The organism is Flavobacterium sp. 1 (genome assembly GCF_002797935.1).
Lineage (GTDB): Bacteria > Bacteroidota > Bacteroidia > Flavobacteriales > Flavobacteriaceae > Flavobacterium.
This window is the reverse complement of record NZ_PGER01000001.1, coordinates 880,337-901,528: the sequence shown is the minus strand read 5'-3', so window position 1 is coordinate 901,528 and position 21,192 is coordinate 880,337. Positions and strand designations below refer to the sequence as shown.

The 21,192-nt window shown below is 36.1% G+C and carries 9 protein-coding genes; all 9 read right to left on the bottom strand.

The genetic code is table 11. The annotated features are described in order from the left end of the window. Positions 1 to 34: 34 nt before the first annotated feature. Positions 35 to 1,768 carry a glycoside hydrolase family 43 protein gene (locus tag CLU83_RS03925; protein WP_100430401.1) on the bottom strand — a complete coding sequence of 578 codons (1,734 nt, stop codon included), beginning with the start codon at positions 1,766 to 1,768 and terminating at the stop codon, positions 35 to 37. Between the two features lie 42 nt (positions 1,769 to 1,810). Next, positions 1,811 to 3,130 (bottom strand): family 43 glycosylhydrolase, encoded by a 1,320-nt coding sequence (locus CLU83_RS03920; RefSeq protein WP_232726970.1) that lies wholly within the window; start codon positions 3,128 to 3,130, stop codon positions 1,811 to 1,813. Positions 3,131 to 3,196: 66 nt separating this feature from the next. Further along, positions 3,197 to 5,170 (bottom strand): glycoside hydrolase family 97 protein, encoded by a 1,974-nt coding sequence (locus CLU83_RS03915; protein ID WP_232726968.1) that lies wholly within the window; start codon positions 5,168 to 5,170, stop codon positions 3,197 to 3,199. 44 nt (positions 5,171 to 5,214) lie between these two features. Continuing rightward, positions 5,215 to 7,809: a xylan 1,4-beta-xylosidase gene (xyl3A, locus tag CLU83_RS03910; RefSeq protein ID WP_100430399.1), complete on the bottom strand. Its 2,595-nt coding sequence runs from the start codon at positions 7,807 to 7,809 to the stop codon at positions 5,215 to 5,217. 62 nt (positions 7,810 to 7,871) lie between these two features. Further along, positions 7,872 to 9,443, bottom strand: coding sequence for a glycoside hydrolase 43 family protein (locus CLU83_RS03905; protein ID WP_100430398.1), 1,572 nt, complete (start codon positions 9,441 to 9,443; stop codon positions 7,872 to 7,874). A 625-nt stretch (positions 9,444 to 10,068) separates the two neighbouring features. Next, positions 10,069 to 12,528, bottom strand: a complete 2,460-nt coding sequence (locus tag CLU83_RS03900) for a glycoside hydrolase N-terminal domain-containing protein (protein WP_100433606.1) — start codon at positions 12,526 to 12,528, stop codon at positions 10,069 to 10,071. Between the two features lie 387 nt (positions 12,529 to 12,915). Continuing rightward, the gene (locus CLU83_RS03895) at positions 12,916 to 14,862 is read right to left on the bottom strand and encodes a RagB/SusD family nutrient uptake outer membrane protein (protein WP_100430397.1); all 1,947 of its coding nucleotides are present in this window, start codon (positions 14,860 to 14,862) and stop codon (positions 12,916 to 12,918) included. 13 nt (positions 14,863 to 14,875) lie between these two features. Continuing rightward, on the bottom strand, positions 14,876 to 17,860 hold the full coding sequence (locus tag CLU83_RS03890; RefSeq protein WP_369828749.1) for a SusC/RagA family TonB-linked outer membrane protein: 2,985 nt from the start codon (positions 17,858 to 17,860) through the stop codon (positions 14,876 to 14,878). Between the two features lie 854 nt (positions 17,861 to 18,714). Next, positions 18,715 to 20,763 carry a transketolase gene (locus CLU83_RS03885; RefSeq protein WP_100430395.1) on the bottom strand — a complete coding sequence of 683 codons (2,049 nt, stop codon included), beginning with the start codon at positions 20,761 to 20,763 and terminating at the stop codon, positions 18,715 to 18,717. Positions 20,764 to 21,192: the final 429 nt, after the last annotated feature.

The window sequence follows — 21,192 nt, the reverse complement described above, 5'->3', positions numbered from 1 at the left end:
CTTAAAAACTAAGTTAGAACTATCTCATTTTTCTTTACTCAGGCTGAGCATCATTAGCAGCTGTTGCATATAATCCTACCAATGCTCCTGTAAATCCTCCAGCCGCATTAGTTGAAAGAATATCTCCAGAGACTGCTCCTCCTAAATTTTGAAAATCAGTACCATTAACAGAATAGCTGAATTCATAACTATCCCCAGTTGCTTTTACCTGCAGACGCAATGGATTTTTGATGTCTATTTTAGAGCTTGCAATAATAGTTGACTTTCCTTTTTCTGTTCTTTCCAACAAAATATAAGTGTCATTTCCTTTTTTTGTAAGACCAAAAACATAATTAAAACGCTCGTTTTGCAGACATGTAATACCTGCCAAATCTTTTTCAGAGGCTGGTTTATAATCAACTGTTGCTGCAAAAGAAAAACTATTGTGCTGCTGTCTGTAGAAAAGTGTGGAAGTAGGCTTAACCTCTTTGATATTCACTGCAAACGGATTAATCTGTAACCCTTTTTTAGTCACTGAGATAAAATTTTCACGAGGTCCTCTTAATCCAATCCATCTGTAATCTAATTTATTGGAAGTGAAATTTTCTTCAAAAGTAAAATTACCATTTGGAAAAAATCCATCCTTGCCTGTCTTGTTTTCAGCTCCGTTTGGCATTTTCAATTTTGGCTCCATAGGAACTAATCCGTTTTCAAAAACAGGAAACATTCCAGACCAGTCTACAGGTAACATAAAGGTTTCGCGTCCTGTATTTACTCTGTCTTTATCATTAGGACGCACTCCTAAAAACACTCCGTAGTACTTATTATCTGGCCCTAATACCAAATCAGCATGTCCTGCCCAGTCAACTTTGTCGGCTCTGTCTTTTGGAAAATGTCTTTGAGTCAGAATTGGATTATTTGATGATGGTTTGAAAGGTCCTTTTGGGCTGTCGCTAACAAAAATAACTTCACTATGATTGCCTCCAGTACCACCTTCGGCACACATTAAATAATAACGGCCATCTTTTTTATACAAATGAGGCGCTTCAATCCAAATAGGTTTTTTCGAAAGATCTACTCCTCCATCAACAATAATTTTATCAGTGTCCGGAATAACTTTATCAGTGGCAACATCATATTCCCAAACTTTAATTACACGGTGACCGTTATACAGTTCTTTCCCTTTATCTGGAGCATCATTGTGAACGATGTATCCTTGACCGTTATCATCAAAGAAAATACAAGGATCAATTCCTCCAAAACCTAATTTAATCGGGCTTCCCCAGCCTTTTATCGGGTCTTTCGTTTTCACTATAATATTTCCAAGACCTCCTGAAAATGCTGTTACAATCATATAAAAAGTATCGTTATGCGGATTGTAAGTAATCCCTGGAGCATAAACTCCTTGACTGATACCAGTATCATGCGGATTGAATTCGTTAACATTATTTAAAACCCCGCCTAAGTCAGTCCAGTTCACTAAATCTTTAGAATGAAAAATAGGCACTCCGGGAAACATCGCAAACGAAGAACACACCATATAGAAATCGTCTCCTTTTCGCGTAATAGCCGGATCCGGATAACATCCCTGCAGAACCGGGTTATAAAACTCCCCTGCTTTTAACGGATTTTTTTTATACAACTGATCATCTCCCTGATAAACAACCTTGGAGAACACAGGCGGATTTTTTGCTGTTTTTGCTTTGGACTTATCTTTATCTCCTATGTATGTAAAGGAGAACAAACCCATTATTAATGACGAAAATAAAACTATCTGTATCTTTTTCATTTTTTGCTATTATTTATTATTGATTGATTTTATTATAATTTATTATTCAAATTTTATCCAATCGATCTCAATCTGATTATCATCTTTTGATGAAACAATCAAATTTTGAATACCTGATTCCATTTTCAATAATGGCGATTTTATTTCTATCCAGTTACTGCCTTTAGGAATAATCACCTCAGCAATAATGGTTTGTTTTTTCCCTTTCGAAGCTATTTGCAGAACGCCGCCTTTTTCAGAAAAAACTTTTACAGTTACTGATTTTAATTTTTTTTGTCCAAAATCAACATTATTGTACTGTATCCAGCCTCCAGATTGATTAAAGACTGTTTTCCAGCCATTAAAAGAATTTTGACTGTCCAAAAATGAAATCGAAACTCCTTTGTCACTTATTTCAGAATATCGATCAATTTGAATTTGATCTGTCGCTTTGGTATTTCCTACTCCTCTCAATGTAGGAATGACTTTCTGAATGCTTCCGTCTGGATTGAAAAACAAATAATCAGCTCTGATTGATCTTGCTTTATCAAACTGAGGCGATAAATCGTTGTGATGATAAAATAAATACCATTGCTTTTTAAATTCTATAATCGAATGATGATTTGTCCAGCAGCCAGAAGTCGATTCATCCATAATAACACCCGCCACCTTAAACGGCCCTAACGGATTATCGGAAGTTGCATATTCTAAACGTTCAATTTTGTTTTCGACATGAGGATAAGTCAAGTAATAAATTCCGTTTCTCTCAAACACATACGGCCCTTCTTTTAGTCCTTTCGCAGGCAGATTCTCGAGTATTTTTACCTCAGAATCTAACTCGATCATGTTCTCTTTTAATTTAGCAACATAAATATTTCCTCCAGACCAATACAAATAGGCTTGTCCGTCTTTGTCAATAAAAACATTGGGATCAATACCGCTGATTCCTTTTATCGGATTAGGCTCTGGCACATAAGGTCCTTCCGGTTTGCTGGCAATGGCTACGCCTATAGTAAAGCCTTTCTTGTAGTTAATCGTATCTTTTGAAATACTCGGAAAATAGAAATAGTACTTACCGTTTCTTTCGATACAGTCTGGAGCCCACATACTATAGCTGTTAGGCTTAACCCAAGGCACTTTATTTTGTTCGACAATCATTCCGTGATCTGTCCAATCGGTTAAGTCAGCCGAAGAAAACACATGATAATCCTCCATACAAAACCAATCTTTACGCCCTTTTCCTTCTGCCGCAAGTATATCATGAGACGGAAAAATATAGACTTTATCTCCAAATACCCTAGCAGAAGGATCGGCTGTAAACTGATTTCTAATAAGCGGATTTTGAGCAAACGAAACCGTGCTAATTATAAAAATTAACGCCATTTCGATTTTAAAAACACAGGTTAGATTCCCCATTATATTTTAATTAAGTAAAATTAAAACCGACTCTTAATTGACCATCAGTACACCTCCATTACAAGGTATTGTCAATTGAACGAGCTGGTTTTTATTAATTTTTACAGTACTCACTTTTCCATTTAATTTTATATCATCACTGTACTGTTTTAATTCAGTACCTGCGGTAATCATTGGCAATTTTAAATTAATTTTCAGTGTTTCTTTTTGTGCATTCACACCGGCTATATACCATTTTGTACCTTTTCGGCGTGCAAGCACTACATATTTACCCGGGTAGCCTTCTAAAAAACGGACTTCATCCCAAGTTGTCGGCACTTCTTTCATAAAGTTAATAGCCCAATCCGGAGCATCAGTCAAATTGTTTGGTGCCAAAGCAAAATGCTGAACCCCGCTTTGAAATAATACGGCTGTTGCCAAAGCAAATACATCCGAAGTCATTCGTTTTGAACCTTTATTAGGCGTATTGTCACTGTTATAAAATTTATTTAAGGCGCTTCCTCCAAAATCCATGCTTCCAACCACATTTCGAATAAAAGTATGTATAGAGGCATTCGCTGCTTCATTATCACAGCTTCCCTGACCAAAATGTAAATTTTCGCTAGCCAAAACGGCTTCGCTTGCTGCATAATTTGGATACATTCGCTCCCAGCCTCTAGGCAGCGTACAGCCGTGAAAAATAACCATGATGCCAAAATCATTTGCATCTGCTAAAATGTCTTCATACAGCTTCATAGTCACTTGTTTGTCTCCTCCAAAAAAGTCAACTTTGATTCCTTTAACGCCAATGCTTTTCATCCAAGCCATTTCTTTACGGCGGATAATGGTATTGTCCATAATTCCTCTGGGACCTTGGGGAGCATCGTTCCAATACCCATTAGAATTGTACCATAAATAAAGTCCTACTCCTTTGTCAGCACCATATTTAGCCAGTTCGACTATTTTATCTTTACCAATTTGTGTATCCCAAAGCGCATCGACTAATATGGTTTCATATCCCATGGCATTACTAAAATCGATATACTGTTTTTGCACTGGAAAAGTGGTGTTGTTATCCATTTTCATAATCCAGCTCCAGGTGCCTTTTGTATATTGATATTGTTTAGAAGCTTCATATTTTGGTTTAACCAAATCAAACGGAATAGTAGTTTCTACAATTGAAGCCAATGTTTCGCCTACCGTGATTGTTCTCCAAGGTGTTTCTCCTGGTAAAGCAATACCTGGAGCGGCAGTTCCATTGCCATTATTTTCACCTGCCATTGGAAATCCTATTGTATATAAACCATTATCATTGCCAATAAGCCTGCTCCCGCAATAACCGCTGTCAACACCTGTTTCAGAAATCAATACCCACCCATTGTTATTTACCTTAAAAAGACAGGGGAAAGTATATCCGTCACCCGAACCATTTTTCCCCATTGAAGCATCAACGGTATAGGGAATTTCATAACTTGGCATTGTTCTGGCATATCCTACCATTGATTTACTCTGAGGACACAAGAATGTTGTCGTTCCTTCCGGCAATAAAAAACCAGAAGCTTCTTCCTGCACTACACAGGAACGGGCTTCTTTTTGCGGATACACTTTATACTTAAAAGCAGCATTATTATTGCTTACTCTAAAAATTACATCAATAGCATTTTTTCCTTCTTTGGTAAAAGAAAATACAGTCTCGTTAGCTGTATAATGCACCTTGCTCTGTTTTATATTAGACAACTCATAAGTTTCATCAATTTTATTTTGATTCACATTAACTTCTAAAACCAATCCCGATGTAAAATCACCGACATTCGTTTTTAAACCCAGCGGGGAATTTTCTAAAAACTGTTTTCCATTGTAAGCAATACTATAAAAAGGTTTCCCATCGTTTAAAGAAACTGATACTTTAAGTTTTCCGTCAGGGCTTTCCACAATCGATTGTGCTTTTAAAGCAAAAAAACTGAACAGATAAAAGCATAAAATATATCTGAATCTCATAGTGAATTGATTGTTAATTAGCATAGCCATAAATATTTCTTTTATTCTAAAAAAAGGTATAATCTTCCTCAATTTTATTTAATGAAAACTTTAGTCATTTTTAAATCTTTGGCATCTGAACTGTTACCATAATAAACCTCATATTCACCCGAAGCTACATTCATTCTTTTAGTAGTAGAATCATAAAATTCGAATGAAGAAGCTGGTAAATCGATGGTAATATTTTGTTTTTCTCCTGCTTTTAAATTGATTCTATTAAAAGCTTTCAATGTCTTTAAAGGACCATCAGAATCATTTAATTTTCGAACATATACCTGTACAATCTCGGTTCCGTCTCGTTTACTGACGTTATCTACGGTAAAACTTAATTGCGTATTTTCATCTGATTTTATGTTTGTCTTGCTCAATTCACCTAATCCAATAGTAAACTTAGAGTAGCTTAAACCAAAACCAAAAGGAAATAAAACATCTGTTGTGTATCTATAGGTACGTCCTTTCATTGAATAATCTTCAAAATCACCTAATATCTCTGAATTTTTATAAAATGAAACAGGCAGTTTTCCGCTGGGATTATAATCTCCAAAAAGTACATCGGCAACAGCCTGACCTCCGGATTCTCCCGGATACCATGCCTGCAAAATAGCGTCACAGCTAGCTGTCTCAGGTGTTAAAGCAATAGCAGATCCCGAACAGTTTACAAAAATTACTTTTTTGCCTGCCTCTTTCAGCTCTTTTAAACATTTTCTTTGAACAGCCGGAAGCTCAATATTGGTACGGTCACCATCTTTAAAACCAGGGTAGGAAACCGGCATTTCTTCACCTTCAAGTAAAGTAGAAAGTCCGCCTACAAAAATTACTGTGTCAATGCCTTTCAATTTTTGAATTAATCTACTAAAATCTACATCAAATCCTTTTCCAAAATCGAATTCAAGATTGGCTTGCCAATTGTTTGATTGCGCATAAAGAACTTCGATTTTATATTTTTTTCCAGCTTCAACAACAAATGGAATATTTGACGGAACAGTGCGCCAATTATTCGATTTTGAAATCGTTTTACCATTAATTATTAATTCAAAAGTACCAGTAATACCTGTTTTAAAAACAAGAGTATCGTTTTGTTTAGCTGAAAATTCCGTTTCATACTTTGCAGAAAAGCCTTCCAGCTTAACCCCCGAAGCAAACTCATGCTGACCCGCAGTAGTCATTTTAATTGGATTTACAATCTGAAGGGATATTACGCTCTTACCTTCCCTGTTTCGGTTATTCCAATAAGTTGCTTTCATCCCTTTTTTCCCTTCAAATGAAATTTGGTCAAAATAAGTCTGAGTTACTTTATCTTCAACTAAATCGCAGGCTTTATCATAAAAGATTTTATTTGCATTGATTTTTGATTCTATTCCGTCTTTTATCGTAATCGTTCTAACGGGTGTTCCATTATAATTTCCCCATAACACAGGTTCATTATCAGCGTTTGGCCCAATAACTGCAATCTTGCCTGCTGTTTTATTCAAAGGAAGAACATTGTTTTTATTTTGCAGCAGCGTCATTGTTTTTTGAGCCATTTCAAGTGCTAACTGCTGATGTTCTTTATTATTAAGAACCGAGGCCGGAATTTTTGTCCAAGGCACTATCGCGTCATCATCCATCTCACCTAACTCGAATCGACCCTCTAAAACACGAAGCAGACTTTTATTAATATCAGCTTCTTTGATTAAATCTTTTGCAACAGCTTCGGGCAAATTTTTAAAGGGATATTTCTCCCAAACACATTCTACATCAGTTCCTGCAAGAACAGCTTTCGAAGCGGCATGCACTGCATCTGATGAAACTTTATGGGTTGTATAAAAATCAGTTACTGCTCCGCAATCTGAAACGACCATGTATTTATATCCCCACTCATCACGAAGAATACGCTGCAAAAGTCGGGTATTACTGCAGCAAGGCTCATCATCCAGACGCTGATAGGCACACATAACCTCTCTTACATCGGCTTCTTGCACTAATGCTTTAAATGCCGGCAAATATGTTTCATATAATTCTCTTGGATTTACATTATTTAGATTTAATTCATGTCTGCTCCATTCTGGTCCGGAATGAACAGCAAAATGTTTTGCACAGGCTAAAAGCTTACGGTATTTAGCATCGGCTGGGCCTTGCAAACCTTTGACGACAGAAATACCCATTCGAGAAGTAAGATAAGGATCCTCGCCATAGGTTTCCTGACCGCGGCCCCAGCGGGGATCTCTAAAAATATTTACGTTGGGAGTCCAAACCGAAAGGCTCAAAAAACGCTTATTTTCATTTCCGTTTTTAATCCACTGGTTGTATTTTGCTCTGGCTTCATCAGATACCGCATCAAATACACGATAAACAAACTGATCGTCAAATGAGGCTGCCATACCAATAGGTTCTGGAAAAACTGTTACATTATCATTATTTGCATAGCCATGCAATGCTTCGCTCCACCAATTAAATTTTTTAATTCCGAGTCTTGGTACAGCATCTGACTGATCGCACATTAATGCTGCTTTTTCTTCAAGTGTCAATCTTGAAATTAAATCCTTTGCACGCTCTGCTGAGCTGAGAGAAGGATTCTGAAAAGGATACTGTTGCGCATTTATGCTAAATACTGAAAATAAACTTATAATAAACAGGTATTTAATTTTCATGATTTTTATATTAGAATTGAATTTAATAATTAAAGTTTTTGCAGTAAAAATGAAACGATAAACTAATTCGCTTTTGAAATTTTGTCATCAACATGGAAATAATCAAAATCTGCAAAACCGCCCAAATTTTTAGTAGCATAATTAAACAATCCAAATCGGTATCCCATAAAATGAGGAATTGTATAGGGCAGTTTTATTGTGTTCCCAATACTGATCCATTTTTTTCCGTCCAGACTGTAATAAAATCTGCCTGTATCTGCTTTGTCTTTAAAATCACATTCGGTTTTCAAATACACTTTATCTTGATTTACAGCTACACTTGCAATTTCTTTTGGAATTCCTTTTACAGCATCAATCATTACGATTTTTTTAGAACCGTTTTCAATTTTTACAGCTATCAATCCATATTCCTTTTGAAGCAAAGAAAGTCCTGCTAAGTCACCCTCTTTCATATTAGAAACTTCAATTAATGTTTCTCCCGAACTTTCCGGGCCAAAAGTTCTTTGCGTTAATGTATTTTTAGCCTGAACAAAACTGCTGTCTATTCTGGACGTTTTTAATCTTAAATATCCTTTTCTTTCTTTGAGAGACCAAAGGGAGTTATCTGGATTATGATTCCATTGCCACACTAATGGCAATTCTTTTTCTCCGCTTTGGCGGGTAAAATCATCCGAATTAACAATATTGGGGATAAAGCCTTTACTAGCTGGCAGATCAAGATTTTCCGGCACTTTGCCGTTTTCACCTAATATTGGCCAGCCATCTTCCCATTTTACAGGTACTAAATAAGGAATACGCCCAACACCTCCTGCATCTCTAAATAAATAAGAAAACCATTTTCCATCTGGTGTATCAATAAGTCCGCCTTGTGCAACACCTAAATCCTGCAAACCGATTTTTCCTTCCCAAGGCCCTGAAATGTTATTGGCTCTGTGTATAACTTCAGTACGCATCCCTCCTTTTGGCCAGCAAATATTAAATAAATAATATTTTCCTTTTACCTTAAAAAGCTGGGAACCTTCGGAATTCAGCATAATATTGCTTCCTGCAGGAGTGCTTGCATTTTCTATTAAAACCTTTTTAGTTTCTTCCTTTACTGCTGAAAGGTCATTATTCAATTCTATAATCTCCAATTTTCCTGCTCCCCAAACCATGTACACTTTGCCGTCATCATCAAAAAAAATCGAATGATCGTGGTAAGAAGCATTTAAGACATTTTTTTTCCAAGGTCCTTTTTCTAAATTCTTTGTAGAAAAAATATAAGTTCTGCCTGTTGTCCCAGAAAAGGTACTAACATAATAAGTACCATTATGATAGCGCAGACTGCTCGCCCATGAACCTCTTCCATAATCATTTTTGCCATTATCTAAATTTAGCTTATCATCATTATCCTCCAGTGTTTCATAAGCATAATTAATAAGTTTCCAATTGACTAAGTCGGTGGATTTCATGATCGGCACACCCGGATTCATGTGCATTGTAGTACTGCTCATATAGTATGTACCGCCAACTCTAATAATAGACATATCAGGTACATCAGCATAAATCACTGGATTTTGAGCTTTGCTGTTTTGAGCCGAAACAGAAACTGCCAGCATTAGACTTAAAAATAAAGACTTTAAAAAAATTCTCATCTGTTTAATTTTGTTTTTCTGATTATTACCTCTTTAGTTAAAAAAACTATTTAACAGATATACTCTCTGTTCTGTCCATGTAAGCTCATTTATATAAAACATCCCATTGGCATAATGTACAGGTTCAATTCCCATTTGTGGAAATTTTTCCCATGGCTGAAAGCTCTGGAGTCTCTTTTCATATCCAATCATCATAAAATAAAGAAATCTTTGGTATCAGGACATCCGTTTGAAGAAATCACATAAGAATTTGTATTTTATTTGATTGAGGTAATAATTTCATTCATGCTGATAACAATTAAATAACTTTCAAGAATTTAAACGACTCTTTTTTTATATCCTCAAAAAATAATAGTTCAAATATATTTGTTCATACCAGATAATAATCAATAATTTGTTACAAATACTTTACGCTACGTTACATGAAAATTAAATTTCATAATCACTAATATTGATTGTGATTTCCTGAAATTTACACCATATAACCTGCAATTTATTGCAGTACTTTAGTAATATGAAAAATATAAAACCAAACAATTTTACAATTGATTGAAATCAGTTTTTAAAATGGAATTACTTTGAGTCCCTCGCCAAACAAACCCATGTAATTTCAATGCAGAGTGGTTTAGTCACTAACGAACGAAATAACATTTCCTTTATTCGTAGGTATATCAACAAGAAAAGTTGGTTTTATATCTAATGGTTTTATTTTTGATTCTGCTGCTATTATAGCAGCTGGTGTTTGATCAACAAAATAAAAAGGATTAGAGTTCTCCCCATTTGCAATTGCTAATGCAGCACCAGATTTTAGTTTAATGCTATTTGGCAGACGCAGCCTGAGATTTCCTCCTAATGTTGATTTTATAATTAATTTTGTTAGCTTAGAATCTTTCCATTTCATTTCAACAATTTCGAAACCACCTCTGGCACGTATTCCTTCAATACTGCCTTCCTGCCAAGCATCAGGTAATGCAGGAAGTAAATAAATCGCTCCATCGGAACTTTGAACCAGCATTTCGGTAATTCCTGAAGTACAGCCAAAATTCCCGTCAATCTGAAATGGCGGATGTGCATCAAATAGATTATTATAAGTTCCGCCTCCGCCTGCATTAACGCCAAGCGGTGTCAGCTGATTCTGAATGAGTGCATAAGCATGATTCCCATCCTGCATTTTTGCCCACCAGTTTACTTTCCAGCCCATACTCCATCCTGTAGAAACATCGCCCCTTTGCAACAGGGTATTTTTTGCGGCAGCAAAAAGTTCGGGAGTTCTATAAGGTGAAATCTGGTTCGAAGGATAAAGACCATACAAATGGGAAATATGACGGTGATTATCTTTTGGATCATCTGCATCATCCAGCCATTCCTGTAATTGATTGTATTTGCCAATCTGCATCGGTGGAAGCATTTTTCTCATAACTCTAAGACTGTCGGCAAATTCTTTATCTTTTCCCAGTATTTCTGATGCCTTTATAGCAGTACTAAGCACATCGAACACAATTTGATTATCCATCGTAGAACCGACAGTCATAGCAGAACCTTGATGTGCTTTAGGCGAGTTTTCAGGCGAGTTTCCTGGAGCTACAACTAACCAGCCACTTGCAGGATCTTTTACTAAAAAGTCGGAATAAAAAACTGCAGCGCCTTTTAGCACTTCATATACTGATTGAAGATAAGCTTTATCTCCAGAATATAAATAATGTTCCCATATATGCTGACTTAACCAACCACCTCCAGCATTCCACACTCCCCAAGTTGCACCGTCAACCGCCCCGTTAATTCTCCATATATCAGTATTATGATGCGCCATCCAGCCTCTAGCTCCATACATTACTTTTGCCGTTTCTTTACCAGTTTCGGCTAATTCCTGAACCATTTTTAAAAGAGGCTCATGCATTTCAGACAGATTTGTTTTCTCAGCCGGCCAATAATTCATCTCGGTATTAATATTGATGGTGTATTTACTGTCCCAAGCAGGTTTCATACTGTGATTCCAAATTCCCTGAAGATTAGCTGGCTGACCTCCTGGCTGCGAAGACGAAATTAACAAATACCTGCCGTACTGATAATATAAAGCCACAAAAGAAGGATCAATGACATTCCTGAAATTAGCCAGCCTCTGGTCTGTTGGTAATTTTTCTTCTTCTGAAGAACCTAAATCAAGCTTAACTCTTTTAAAATATTTTTGATAATCAGCAATATGAGCTTTTTTCATCTTATCAAAATTCTTATCAAATGCTTTATCCAAAAAAGATTTTGCGAGTTTATTTTCATCACCGCTTATGTCTTTATAGTTAATAAAATTTGATGCAATAGAAACATATATCAATACCGAATTTGCTTTATCAATTTTTATTAAATTATCAACAGATTTTACGTTTCCTCCTTCCGCTTTAAATTTGGCAAGTGCATTAAATCTAACCTTTCCTTCTACTCCTTCATGATCACTGGCTGTTCCCCAAAGCGAAAGTTCGTCATTGTTATTAATCGTAATTTTTTGCTTCGTATGTTCCGATGTAAAACCTGCGGTAAAAGACAATTGTCCGGATTTATCAGCAGAAAGCTTAATAACTATCACCCTGTCAGGAAAAGATGCAAATACCTCACGGGTATAGGTAACTCCATTTACTTTATAAACTGTTTTTGCAATAGCGTTTTCTATGTCCAGTTCACGATAAAAACTGGTATAATTTTGCTGATTAGGAAAAATTAATTCTAAGTTCCCCACAGGCTGAAACATTTGTCCGTGCGATTTTTTAGTAATTATATTTTCATTTATTAATTTTTCTGCATTTTTATATTCACCTTGAAAAAGAAGTTCCCTAATTTCATTCAATGCACTTTTTGCACTGGGATTATCATTTCTATTAGGACTCCCACTCCAAACAGTACCTTCATTTAATTGAAGAATCTCTTTCTCTACATTTCCATATACCATTGCAGCCTGAAAACCATTCCCGATAGGCAATGCATTTTCCCAGACCTTTCCAGATGGCGTATCATACCAAATTTTTAAATCATTTGGATATTGGGCAAATAATGGAACACAAAAAAACAATACAATATTGAATAAATATTTTTTCATAACCTGCATTTATCCTCTTCTTGAGGAAATTGATAACACAAAACAAAACCTTAAGTATCAGTATTACACTTTTAAAAAAAAGTTAAAAAAAACCTCATGCAGCTTATTTTTAAAAAGACTTCTTCTAAAAAACTCAGAAACCTTTACTTATATTTTTTTAAAATTTACATAATTAAAGATACAATCTTATTATTCTTTTTCAGTCATTCATTTGTAAAACATACCGCAGTTAAACCTTATTTTTAATAATCAAGTTAAAAAGCCGAGTGAATTAACCCTCGGCTTCTAACTAAACAAATTTAAAAACCAACAGATGAAGGTATCCTGTAAAAACTACACTTCAATGTTAATAAGCCAAAATTTTAAATCTAAACTTGTTTATAAAATTTAGTATCCAGGGTTCTGATAAGCTAATTTTTCAGCTACTGTCATTTCCATTCCATCAAGCTGTCCAGTTGGAATTGGTCTTAAATAATGAAATGGCTGGATAGTTCTTGTTACTGTTGCAGGAGTATGATTACCATAACTAGCTCCGCAGATTCGATAAGTTCCTGCTAACTCATTCCATTTTTGAGTACGTACTAAATCATACCAGCGGTATCCTTCACCAAAATATTCACGTGAACGCTCTGCTAAAATATAGTTAATATCAATGACAGATGGAGTTGCTGCAGTAAGTGCCACACTATTATCTGCAACTTTTGCTGCATTACCATTATTATCCCAACGCCATTTCCCTGCACGTGCACGGATAACATTTATTAGGTTTCTGGCTGTCATAGATCCAGTTGCTCCTTTTACAGCAGCTTCTGCAGCTACAAAATAAAGTTCTGAAAATTTAGCAATTGGAAATGGTCTTGTACTCGCCGCATTAGGCTGTCCTAAAGTACCAGCATTGTCTGTACGGTATGGACCTAATTTCCAGAATCCTGGATACACAATTCTGCTGAATCCACTTGGAGAGACTACATAATCAGCTCTGCCTGGTAAAACTCCAGCGCCAATCCCACTGTCGCCTCCTCCAGAAGGATATGTTATAGGAGTAGCCGGTTCGTCATTTAGGAACGATAGTACGGCATCTTTTGGGGTTATAGGCAATGAATTTGCATTATACAATGTTGCTACATCTGTTAACCCAGTTCCTTTTAAATTCCAGTTCCCGCGATATACAGTTGTAAAAGTACCATCATAACGTGAATCATTTGTTTTATCAGCAAATGTGTTTGTAAAAACATCAATTGGAGGTGCCATACGAGTCCAAGGGCGCCCAAGGGCTTGAGCCGCTTCACGCTGAACAGGAGATACTAAACCGCCAGCTGCATTTTTACTTTTGATAGCTGTATAATTCCAAGTAGCCATCCATCCTGCAAAATTATCTGCACCGCCTCCATTAGCATAAGTAAGGCTGGATCCATTATAATACTCATTAGCTTCAGTATGATCAGCATAAAGCAGCATTTCTTTATTACGGTCGTTAGAACCCAAATTAACATCGTAGAAACTTGCCTGCAAAGCAAAATTTGTTCCAGCATTATTAATCCCTTCTAAAGCAACATTATATGCTTCTTGAAAATACCATTGTGCATTATGCCCGTCTGGATCAGTTCTTGGGGTATCTGGATAGGTTGGAATGCTATTTGGGTTTTGCAGCCACCAAGCATACGTCAAATAAGCTTTTGCTAAATACAAACGAGCCAATGTTTTAGTTGCAGTACCAGTCAGTCTAGATGCATCCGGCAACTCAGCAACAGCCTCTTTTAAATCAGGAAAAATTCCTTTAGTATAAACTTGTGGTACGCTGTTACGTACTGAAAATCTTGAAGGCTTGCTGTTAAATTTTAACTCACCAGCTCCTAAATCTAGAGGTACTCCTCCAAAAGTCTGCACCAATAAGAAATAATCAAATCCTCTGAAAAATTTAGATTCAGCAACAAGACTAGGAGCAACTCCAACTGCCGCTGCATTCTCAATAATTCCATTGGCCGTATTAATATCAGAAAATGAATTATTCCACAATACATCTGAACGGCTGGAACTTGGAGTAATTGTTCCAACACCTGATAAATCATGGTCTTTAAAGTTACCATCAGCACTTTGCGCATAGGTAATCTCATCTGTACCGGTTTCTAATGAATTATAAAAATAAGCATTCCCATACAGCCAGCGTAAATGAGCATAATGAGATGTTAGTCCTTGAAGTACACCTTGCTCCGTTTTAAAGTAGCCAGGCTCATAAAAATCATGTGGTGTCTCCTCTAATAGGTCAGAACAACCTGCCAAGCTAAACAAAGCTACGGATCCTATAATTATATTTTTAAATATATATCGTTTCATATTATTCTATTTATTAAAATGTTAAGTTAAGACCCATTAAAAAGTTACGAGTTGATGGTGTATTAGTACCAATAACTAAAATTCTGCTAGGGTAAGAATTTACGGCCTGATTTTGGTCACCCACTGAATTTGTTTCTGGATCCATACCAGACATATCATGATAAGGAGAAAAGAAAACAAATGGATTCTGAACAGAAGCATATACTCTTAATTTATCAATACCAACTGTTTTCATGAAATCCTGCTGAAGGGTATAACCCAGAGTTATTGATCTGATTTTTAAATAAGAAGCATCAAAATACCCCATAGTCGACATGTATTTTGGATTATCACCGCTTCTAACACCATTTGGATTAGGAAAATCTGCTCCTGTATTCGTTGGTGTCCAATAATCTACATCCACATTACTGCTTCGCCCATTAAGCAAATTCAAATAACTGGCACTTCCATAAAGTGTACTTACTAAAACCCCACCGCTTTTAAATGCTCCAACAGCATTAAAATCAAAACCTTTATACGTTAAGTTAGTATTGAAACCTCCTTGAAAGTCAGGATCGGTATCAATAATTTGTCTATCGGTTGCATCAATTCTACGAGTAGGTGAACCATCTGCATTATATTCTCCCGTATATTTTACTTTTATAGATCCTACTACAGTTCCTGCTTGATTAACACCCGTTGGTCCTGCTTCATAGTTACTCATAAAAGCGTCGCCCTCTTGCCAAAGCCCTACTTTTTCATAATCATAAATAGAAGCGATATTATGACCGACAAACCATAAGTTACTTTCATCTCTATCCTTTCCAGAAGCAAGAGAAGTAATTTGATTTTGATTGGCATACAAGTTGAAACCAACTGTCCAGGTCAGACCATTAGGATTATCCAATATCACTCCGTTTAATGAAATTTCATACCCTTTATTTTCTGTTGCGCCAACATTTGCTGTATAACCGCTAACACCTGATGTTGTTGGCAGCGCTACTCTTTGCAATAAATTTTCCGTTTGTGTATTATAATATTCAACAGTACCTGTCAAGCGGCTGTTGAAAAATCCAAAATCTACACCATAATTCATAGTCTTAGAATATTCCCAACCTAAAGCCGGGTTAGGTAATTCGGTTACATAAACTCCTGTAGAATTGGTAGTTCCAAAATTATAAGGTCTTGTACTTAAAGTTCCTAAAGTAGCATACGGATCAACTGACTGATTCGAAGTTTCACCATAACCTGCACGCAATTTCAAAGAATTAAGCCAAGTGATATTCTTCATGAAAGATTCATTAGAAATGGTCCAGCCTGCAGAAACTGCTGGATAAGTAACCCATTTTTCTCCTTCTGCTAATCTGGAAGAACCATCAGAACGTATTGTGCCTGAAATAAAATAGCGATTATCATAGGAATACATTAGCCTTGCCATATAAGAACGCAATCCCCATTTTGTATAATCCTGCTCAGATGGTGTTATAGTGATAGGTTCCTCACTTTGTCCAATATTATAAAATTGAAATGCATCGGAAGTAATTCCATTTCTTGCTATTCTAGAATTATTACCCGTATAGCTTTCATTAGAATATAATCCAACAAAATTAATCGTATGTTTTTCAGCAAAAGTCTTATCATAAGTAATTAAATTCTCAAGCAGCCATTGCGTTGACATAAAATTACTAATTGATGCATTAGATAAAGTTGCCGCGTTTACATCAAAAACACCTTGGCCTTCATAATACCCATTATTAGTTGCGCGGAAATTTAATCCAGAATTCAATCTGTATTTCAACCCATCTATACCTGGAATTTTTAGCTCGGCAAAAATATTGTTATAAGAACTAAATGCTCTGTTTAGATTGATATATTTCTCACCTAAAGCATTAATAGATTCTCTTGTATAAACCCATTTATCATCTATTAATCCCATATTTACAGTTCTTTTCAAATTGCCATTAGCATCATACGGATTGACCAAAGGCGACATGCCTAAGGCTGCTCCGGGTCCTATATTATCACCATTCGTAATTGCATAGTTATTATTAGTAGTAAATCCAATGCGGAATGCAGTCCCAATTTCTTGATCTAGTGATGCTCTAAGACTAAAACGCTCATAAGACTGTCCAGGTAAAACGGATTCTTCTTTGTAATACCCAAGTCCTCCTGTATAAGAACCGCCTTCACTTCCTCCTGAAACACTAACATCATGACTTATTATTTGCCCTGAATCATACAATAAACCTTGCCAATCAGTATTAACGCCTCTTACCTCATCTCTACCATCTGAATATAACTTGGTAACATCGCGGAGTGCGGCAAACTGATTACCGTTCATCATGGGATATTCTCCAAAAACATTTTTTATCCCACCAAATCCATTATAAGTAAATTTAGCTTTTTGACCTTTGCGTCCTTTATTAGTTGTAATCAACACAACTCCATTTGCACCGCGGGATCCATAAATTGCAGTAGCAGAAGCATCCTTCAAAATGTCAAGGGATTTTATATCAACAGGATTAATATCACCTATAGATCCTGCAAAAGGAACTCCATCAAGTACAATCAAAGGATCATTACTTGCCGTAAGCGATCTGGTACCACGAATACGAATCTGCATGGAAGCACCAGGTTTGGTAGAGGTTTGAGTTAATTCAACACCTGGCAGTCTTGCCTGCAGTGCTTGAGTTACATTTCCAGATGCAAATTCACTCAATTCTTTACCACCAATTGTAGCTACAGATCCCGTAACTGCTTCCTTACGAACAGCACCATATCCAATTACTACAATTTCTTTCAGCGTATTTGATTCATCTTCAAGAACAACATCGATAGAACTTCTTCCGCTAACAGAAATTTCTTTAGTTTTATAACCAACAAAACTAAAAACAAGTACACCATTTGAAGGAACATCTTTAATTGAATATTTACCATCAAAATCAGAGCTGGCTCCGTTGGCAGAACCTTTTAAATTTACATTCGCACCAGGAATAGGACCATTTTTATCTGATATCATTCCCTTAACTGTTGTCTGTGCACTCGATTGGAGTGATATCACAAACATCAAAATCAAAAAAGCAAAACATTTAAAATGCTTTGATTTGCTTGTAACAAAATAGTTAGTCATAAAAATTGAATTAATTAAAATTAGTTAGGGTTTTAATTTTAATCACATTCTTTGAATAAGTGTGATTAGCACAAATATATAAATAAAAGTTAAGCACACAATCGGTTGTGTATATTTTTTTTTATGAATTTAAAAAAATAACATACTATAAAAATTGTATCACCATAAATTTTATTATAAAATTGAATAAATCACAAATTAAAATAGTTATTGCATAAAAATTTGATGATACATCACCTTTTATATCAAAATAGTAAATAAAAAACAATACTAACTATCTCATATACAGAATAAAATAAAGTAAATCAATTCGGTAAAAAAATCAAAAATCAAAACAATCGATTGTTTAAATAAGAAATATTCTACAAAAAAACATACAATTGATATTAAATTTCTAATTAAATCCTTAAGCCCAATTTAATTTTAATTTCAAATTAAATAATGGTATCTGTTAACTTCTATCACAATAAAAAACAAAAAAAGGGAGCCAAATTTAGCTCCCTTATTCAATTGCCATAAATAACTTCTAAATGTCTATAAAACCTAACAATCATAGATCACACCCAGTCCATCTTTATGACAATTATTTATAAACTAACAATTGTTTCCTTTAATAACCAAACTGAGAAGTTTTTAATCCTCTACCAATATGCAGGTATTTAAGAAAACCTAAATTACACTTAATAATCCCGTAATCATATCGGTGTCGTTTTGGCTCTATTTAATATTTAAGGTTTCAAAACTTAGTTTCTTATTTCACTTTCCTCAATATATTTTACTATTTCAGCACAAACGCTTAGGCTTGTAAATCCGAATTTCTCGTCCAAAACGCCCGCTGGCGCCGAATAGCCAAAATGGTCCAGTCCTATTATTTTTCCGCTGTCGCCAATAAGTCCTTCAAGGTTTACAGGAAGTCCTGCGGTAAGTCCGAAAACCAGTTTTCCTTTCGGGATAATGCTTTCTTGATATGATTTAGACTGTGATTTAAATAAGCCTTTGGAAATAATGGAAGCGATGTTTATTTTTAGACCTTGTTCTTTTTCCAAAATCACGGCAGCATCGATAAGCGTTGAAACTTCCGATCCGTTTGCAATTAAGGTGATGTCTGGATTTGCAGTTTCTTTCACCAAATAACCGCCTTTTTTAGCTCCCGCTGCTTCATCATATCTTGAAGTTTTAGCAGCTGGAATATCCTTTATCCCTTGTCTGGAAAGGATTAAAGCCGTTGGCGTTTTGGTGTTTTTCAAAGCCATATCCCAAGCTACAGAAGTTTCAATAGCATCGGCAGGGCGCAGAGCAAGCAGACTTTGGTGTCCCGAATGGTTTTTTACTTTTTCCAATAAACGCATTTGCGCTTCCTGCTCAATAGGCTGGTGCGTTGGCCCGTCTTCTCCCACTCGGAACGAGTCGTGCGTCAGGACATATTTTACTGGAAGTTCCTGAATGGCAGCCAATCGGATAGCCGGTTTCATATAATCTGAAAACACAAAAAATGTCGCCACTACTGGAACTACACCGCCATGCAAAGCTATACCGTTGGCAATTGATGTCATGGTTAATTCGGCAACTCCAGCCTGCAGAAAGGCGCCGCTGAAATTATTTTTTTGCAAAACAGATGATTTTTTCAGGAAACCGTCCGTTTTGTCGCTGTTGGATAAATCTGCCGAAGAAACGATAATGTTTTCAACATTTTCAGCCAAATAAGCCAGCACTGCAGACGAAGCATCTCTAGTCGCTGCATTTGGTTTTTGAGCCACACTGCTTAAATCCAATTCGGGTAATTTTCCGGATAAAAACAATTCCATTTTTTGTGCCAATGCCGGATTTTCATTCTTCCATTGGGCTATCTGCTGTTTTTTGACAGAAGCTTTTTCTGCTTTTTGGGACAAAATAGCAGCATAATGTGAAGCTACTTCTTCAAAAATGGCAAAAGGATCTTCTGGATTGGCTTTGAGGTTCAGCAATGTTTTGATGTAATCAGCTTTAGTGTCACCAATAGGTTTTCCGTGCAGTTCGCATTCGCCTTCATACATAGAGCCGTCAGCAGTAACACAGCCTTTGCCCATAATCGTTTTACCAATAATCAGGGTTGGTCTTTCGGTTTCTTGGTTGGCTGCATCCAATGCTTTTCGGATTTCCGAATGATCGTGTCCGTCTATCGCGATTACGTTCCATCCCCAAGCTCTGTATTTCATGGCAGTATCTTCTGAAGTCACTTCATCGGTCATAGAAGAAAGCTGCACATCATTTGAATCATAAAACATGATAAAATTGTTCAATCCCAAATGTCCCGCGATTCTTCCTGCTCCCTGCGAAATCTCTTCCTGAACCCCTCCGTCAGTGATAAAACCGTATATTTTATGTTCAAAAAGTCCTTTGAATCTGGCATCAAGAAATTTAGCAGCGATGGCAGCTCCAACACCCATTGCATGCCCTTGTCCCAATGGTCCCGAGGTGTTTTCGATTCCTCTTAAAACATCAACTTCAGGATGTCCCGGCGTTACCGAACCCCATTGTCTGAACTGCTGTACGTCTTCTTTCTTGTAGTTGCCTAATAAATAGTATTGTGCATACATCAAAGCCGATAAGTGTCCCGCATCCATAAAGAAACGGTCTCTGAATGGCCAGTCCATCTGGGTTGGGTCAAAATCTAAGTATTCAGTGTATAAAATATGCATAAAATCAGCGCCTCCCATAGCACCGCCCGGGTGTCCTGAATTTGCTTTTTCTACCATAGATATAGCCAGCGCTCTTATGTTGTCTGCGGCTAAATTGTCAATTTTTTGGTTCATAATATATGGTGTTAATTTTTTTTTGTAAATCAGGAAATCTTCAGGTTTTTATAAGCCTGAGCTCGGTTTTTTTTTGAATGATTGCAAAAAGCAAAATATCTCCTTTCAGCCCCGATTGAAATGAAAATCCTTATGGTCCGTCTCGTCCCAAAAGACGAGAGGGACATAAGATTGCAATGGAAAGCGGGACGATGATTGCTGAAAATGCCTAATCTTTCTGCTCCAAAAGTTAATTATCGAGTTCAAGTCATAAATGTCTAAAAATCTTTCAGCAATCTGTTACTGAATATCTGATTAAAAACCTTTAAAATAGAATCCCAAGTTCAAAATCAGTGAAACTTAAAAACACGCAACCGATTGTTTTTACAAACTTATAAAAAATACATTATAAATTCATATATTAGTGAAACAAAAAAATACTCCTAAGAA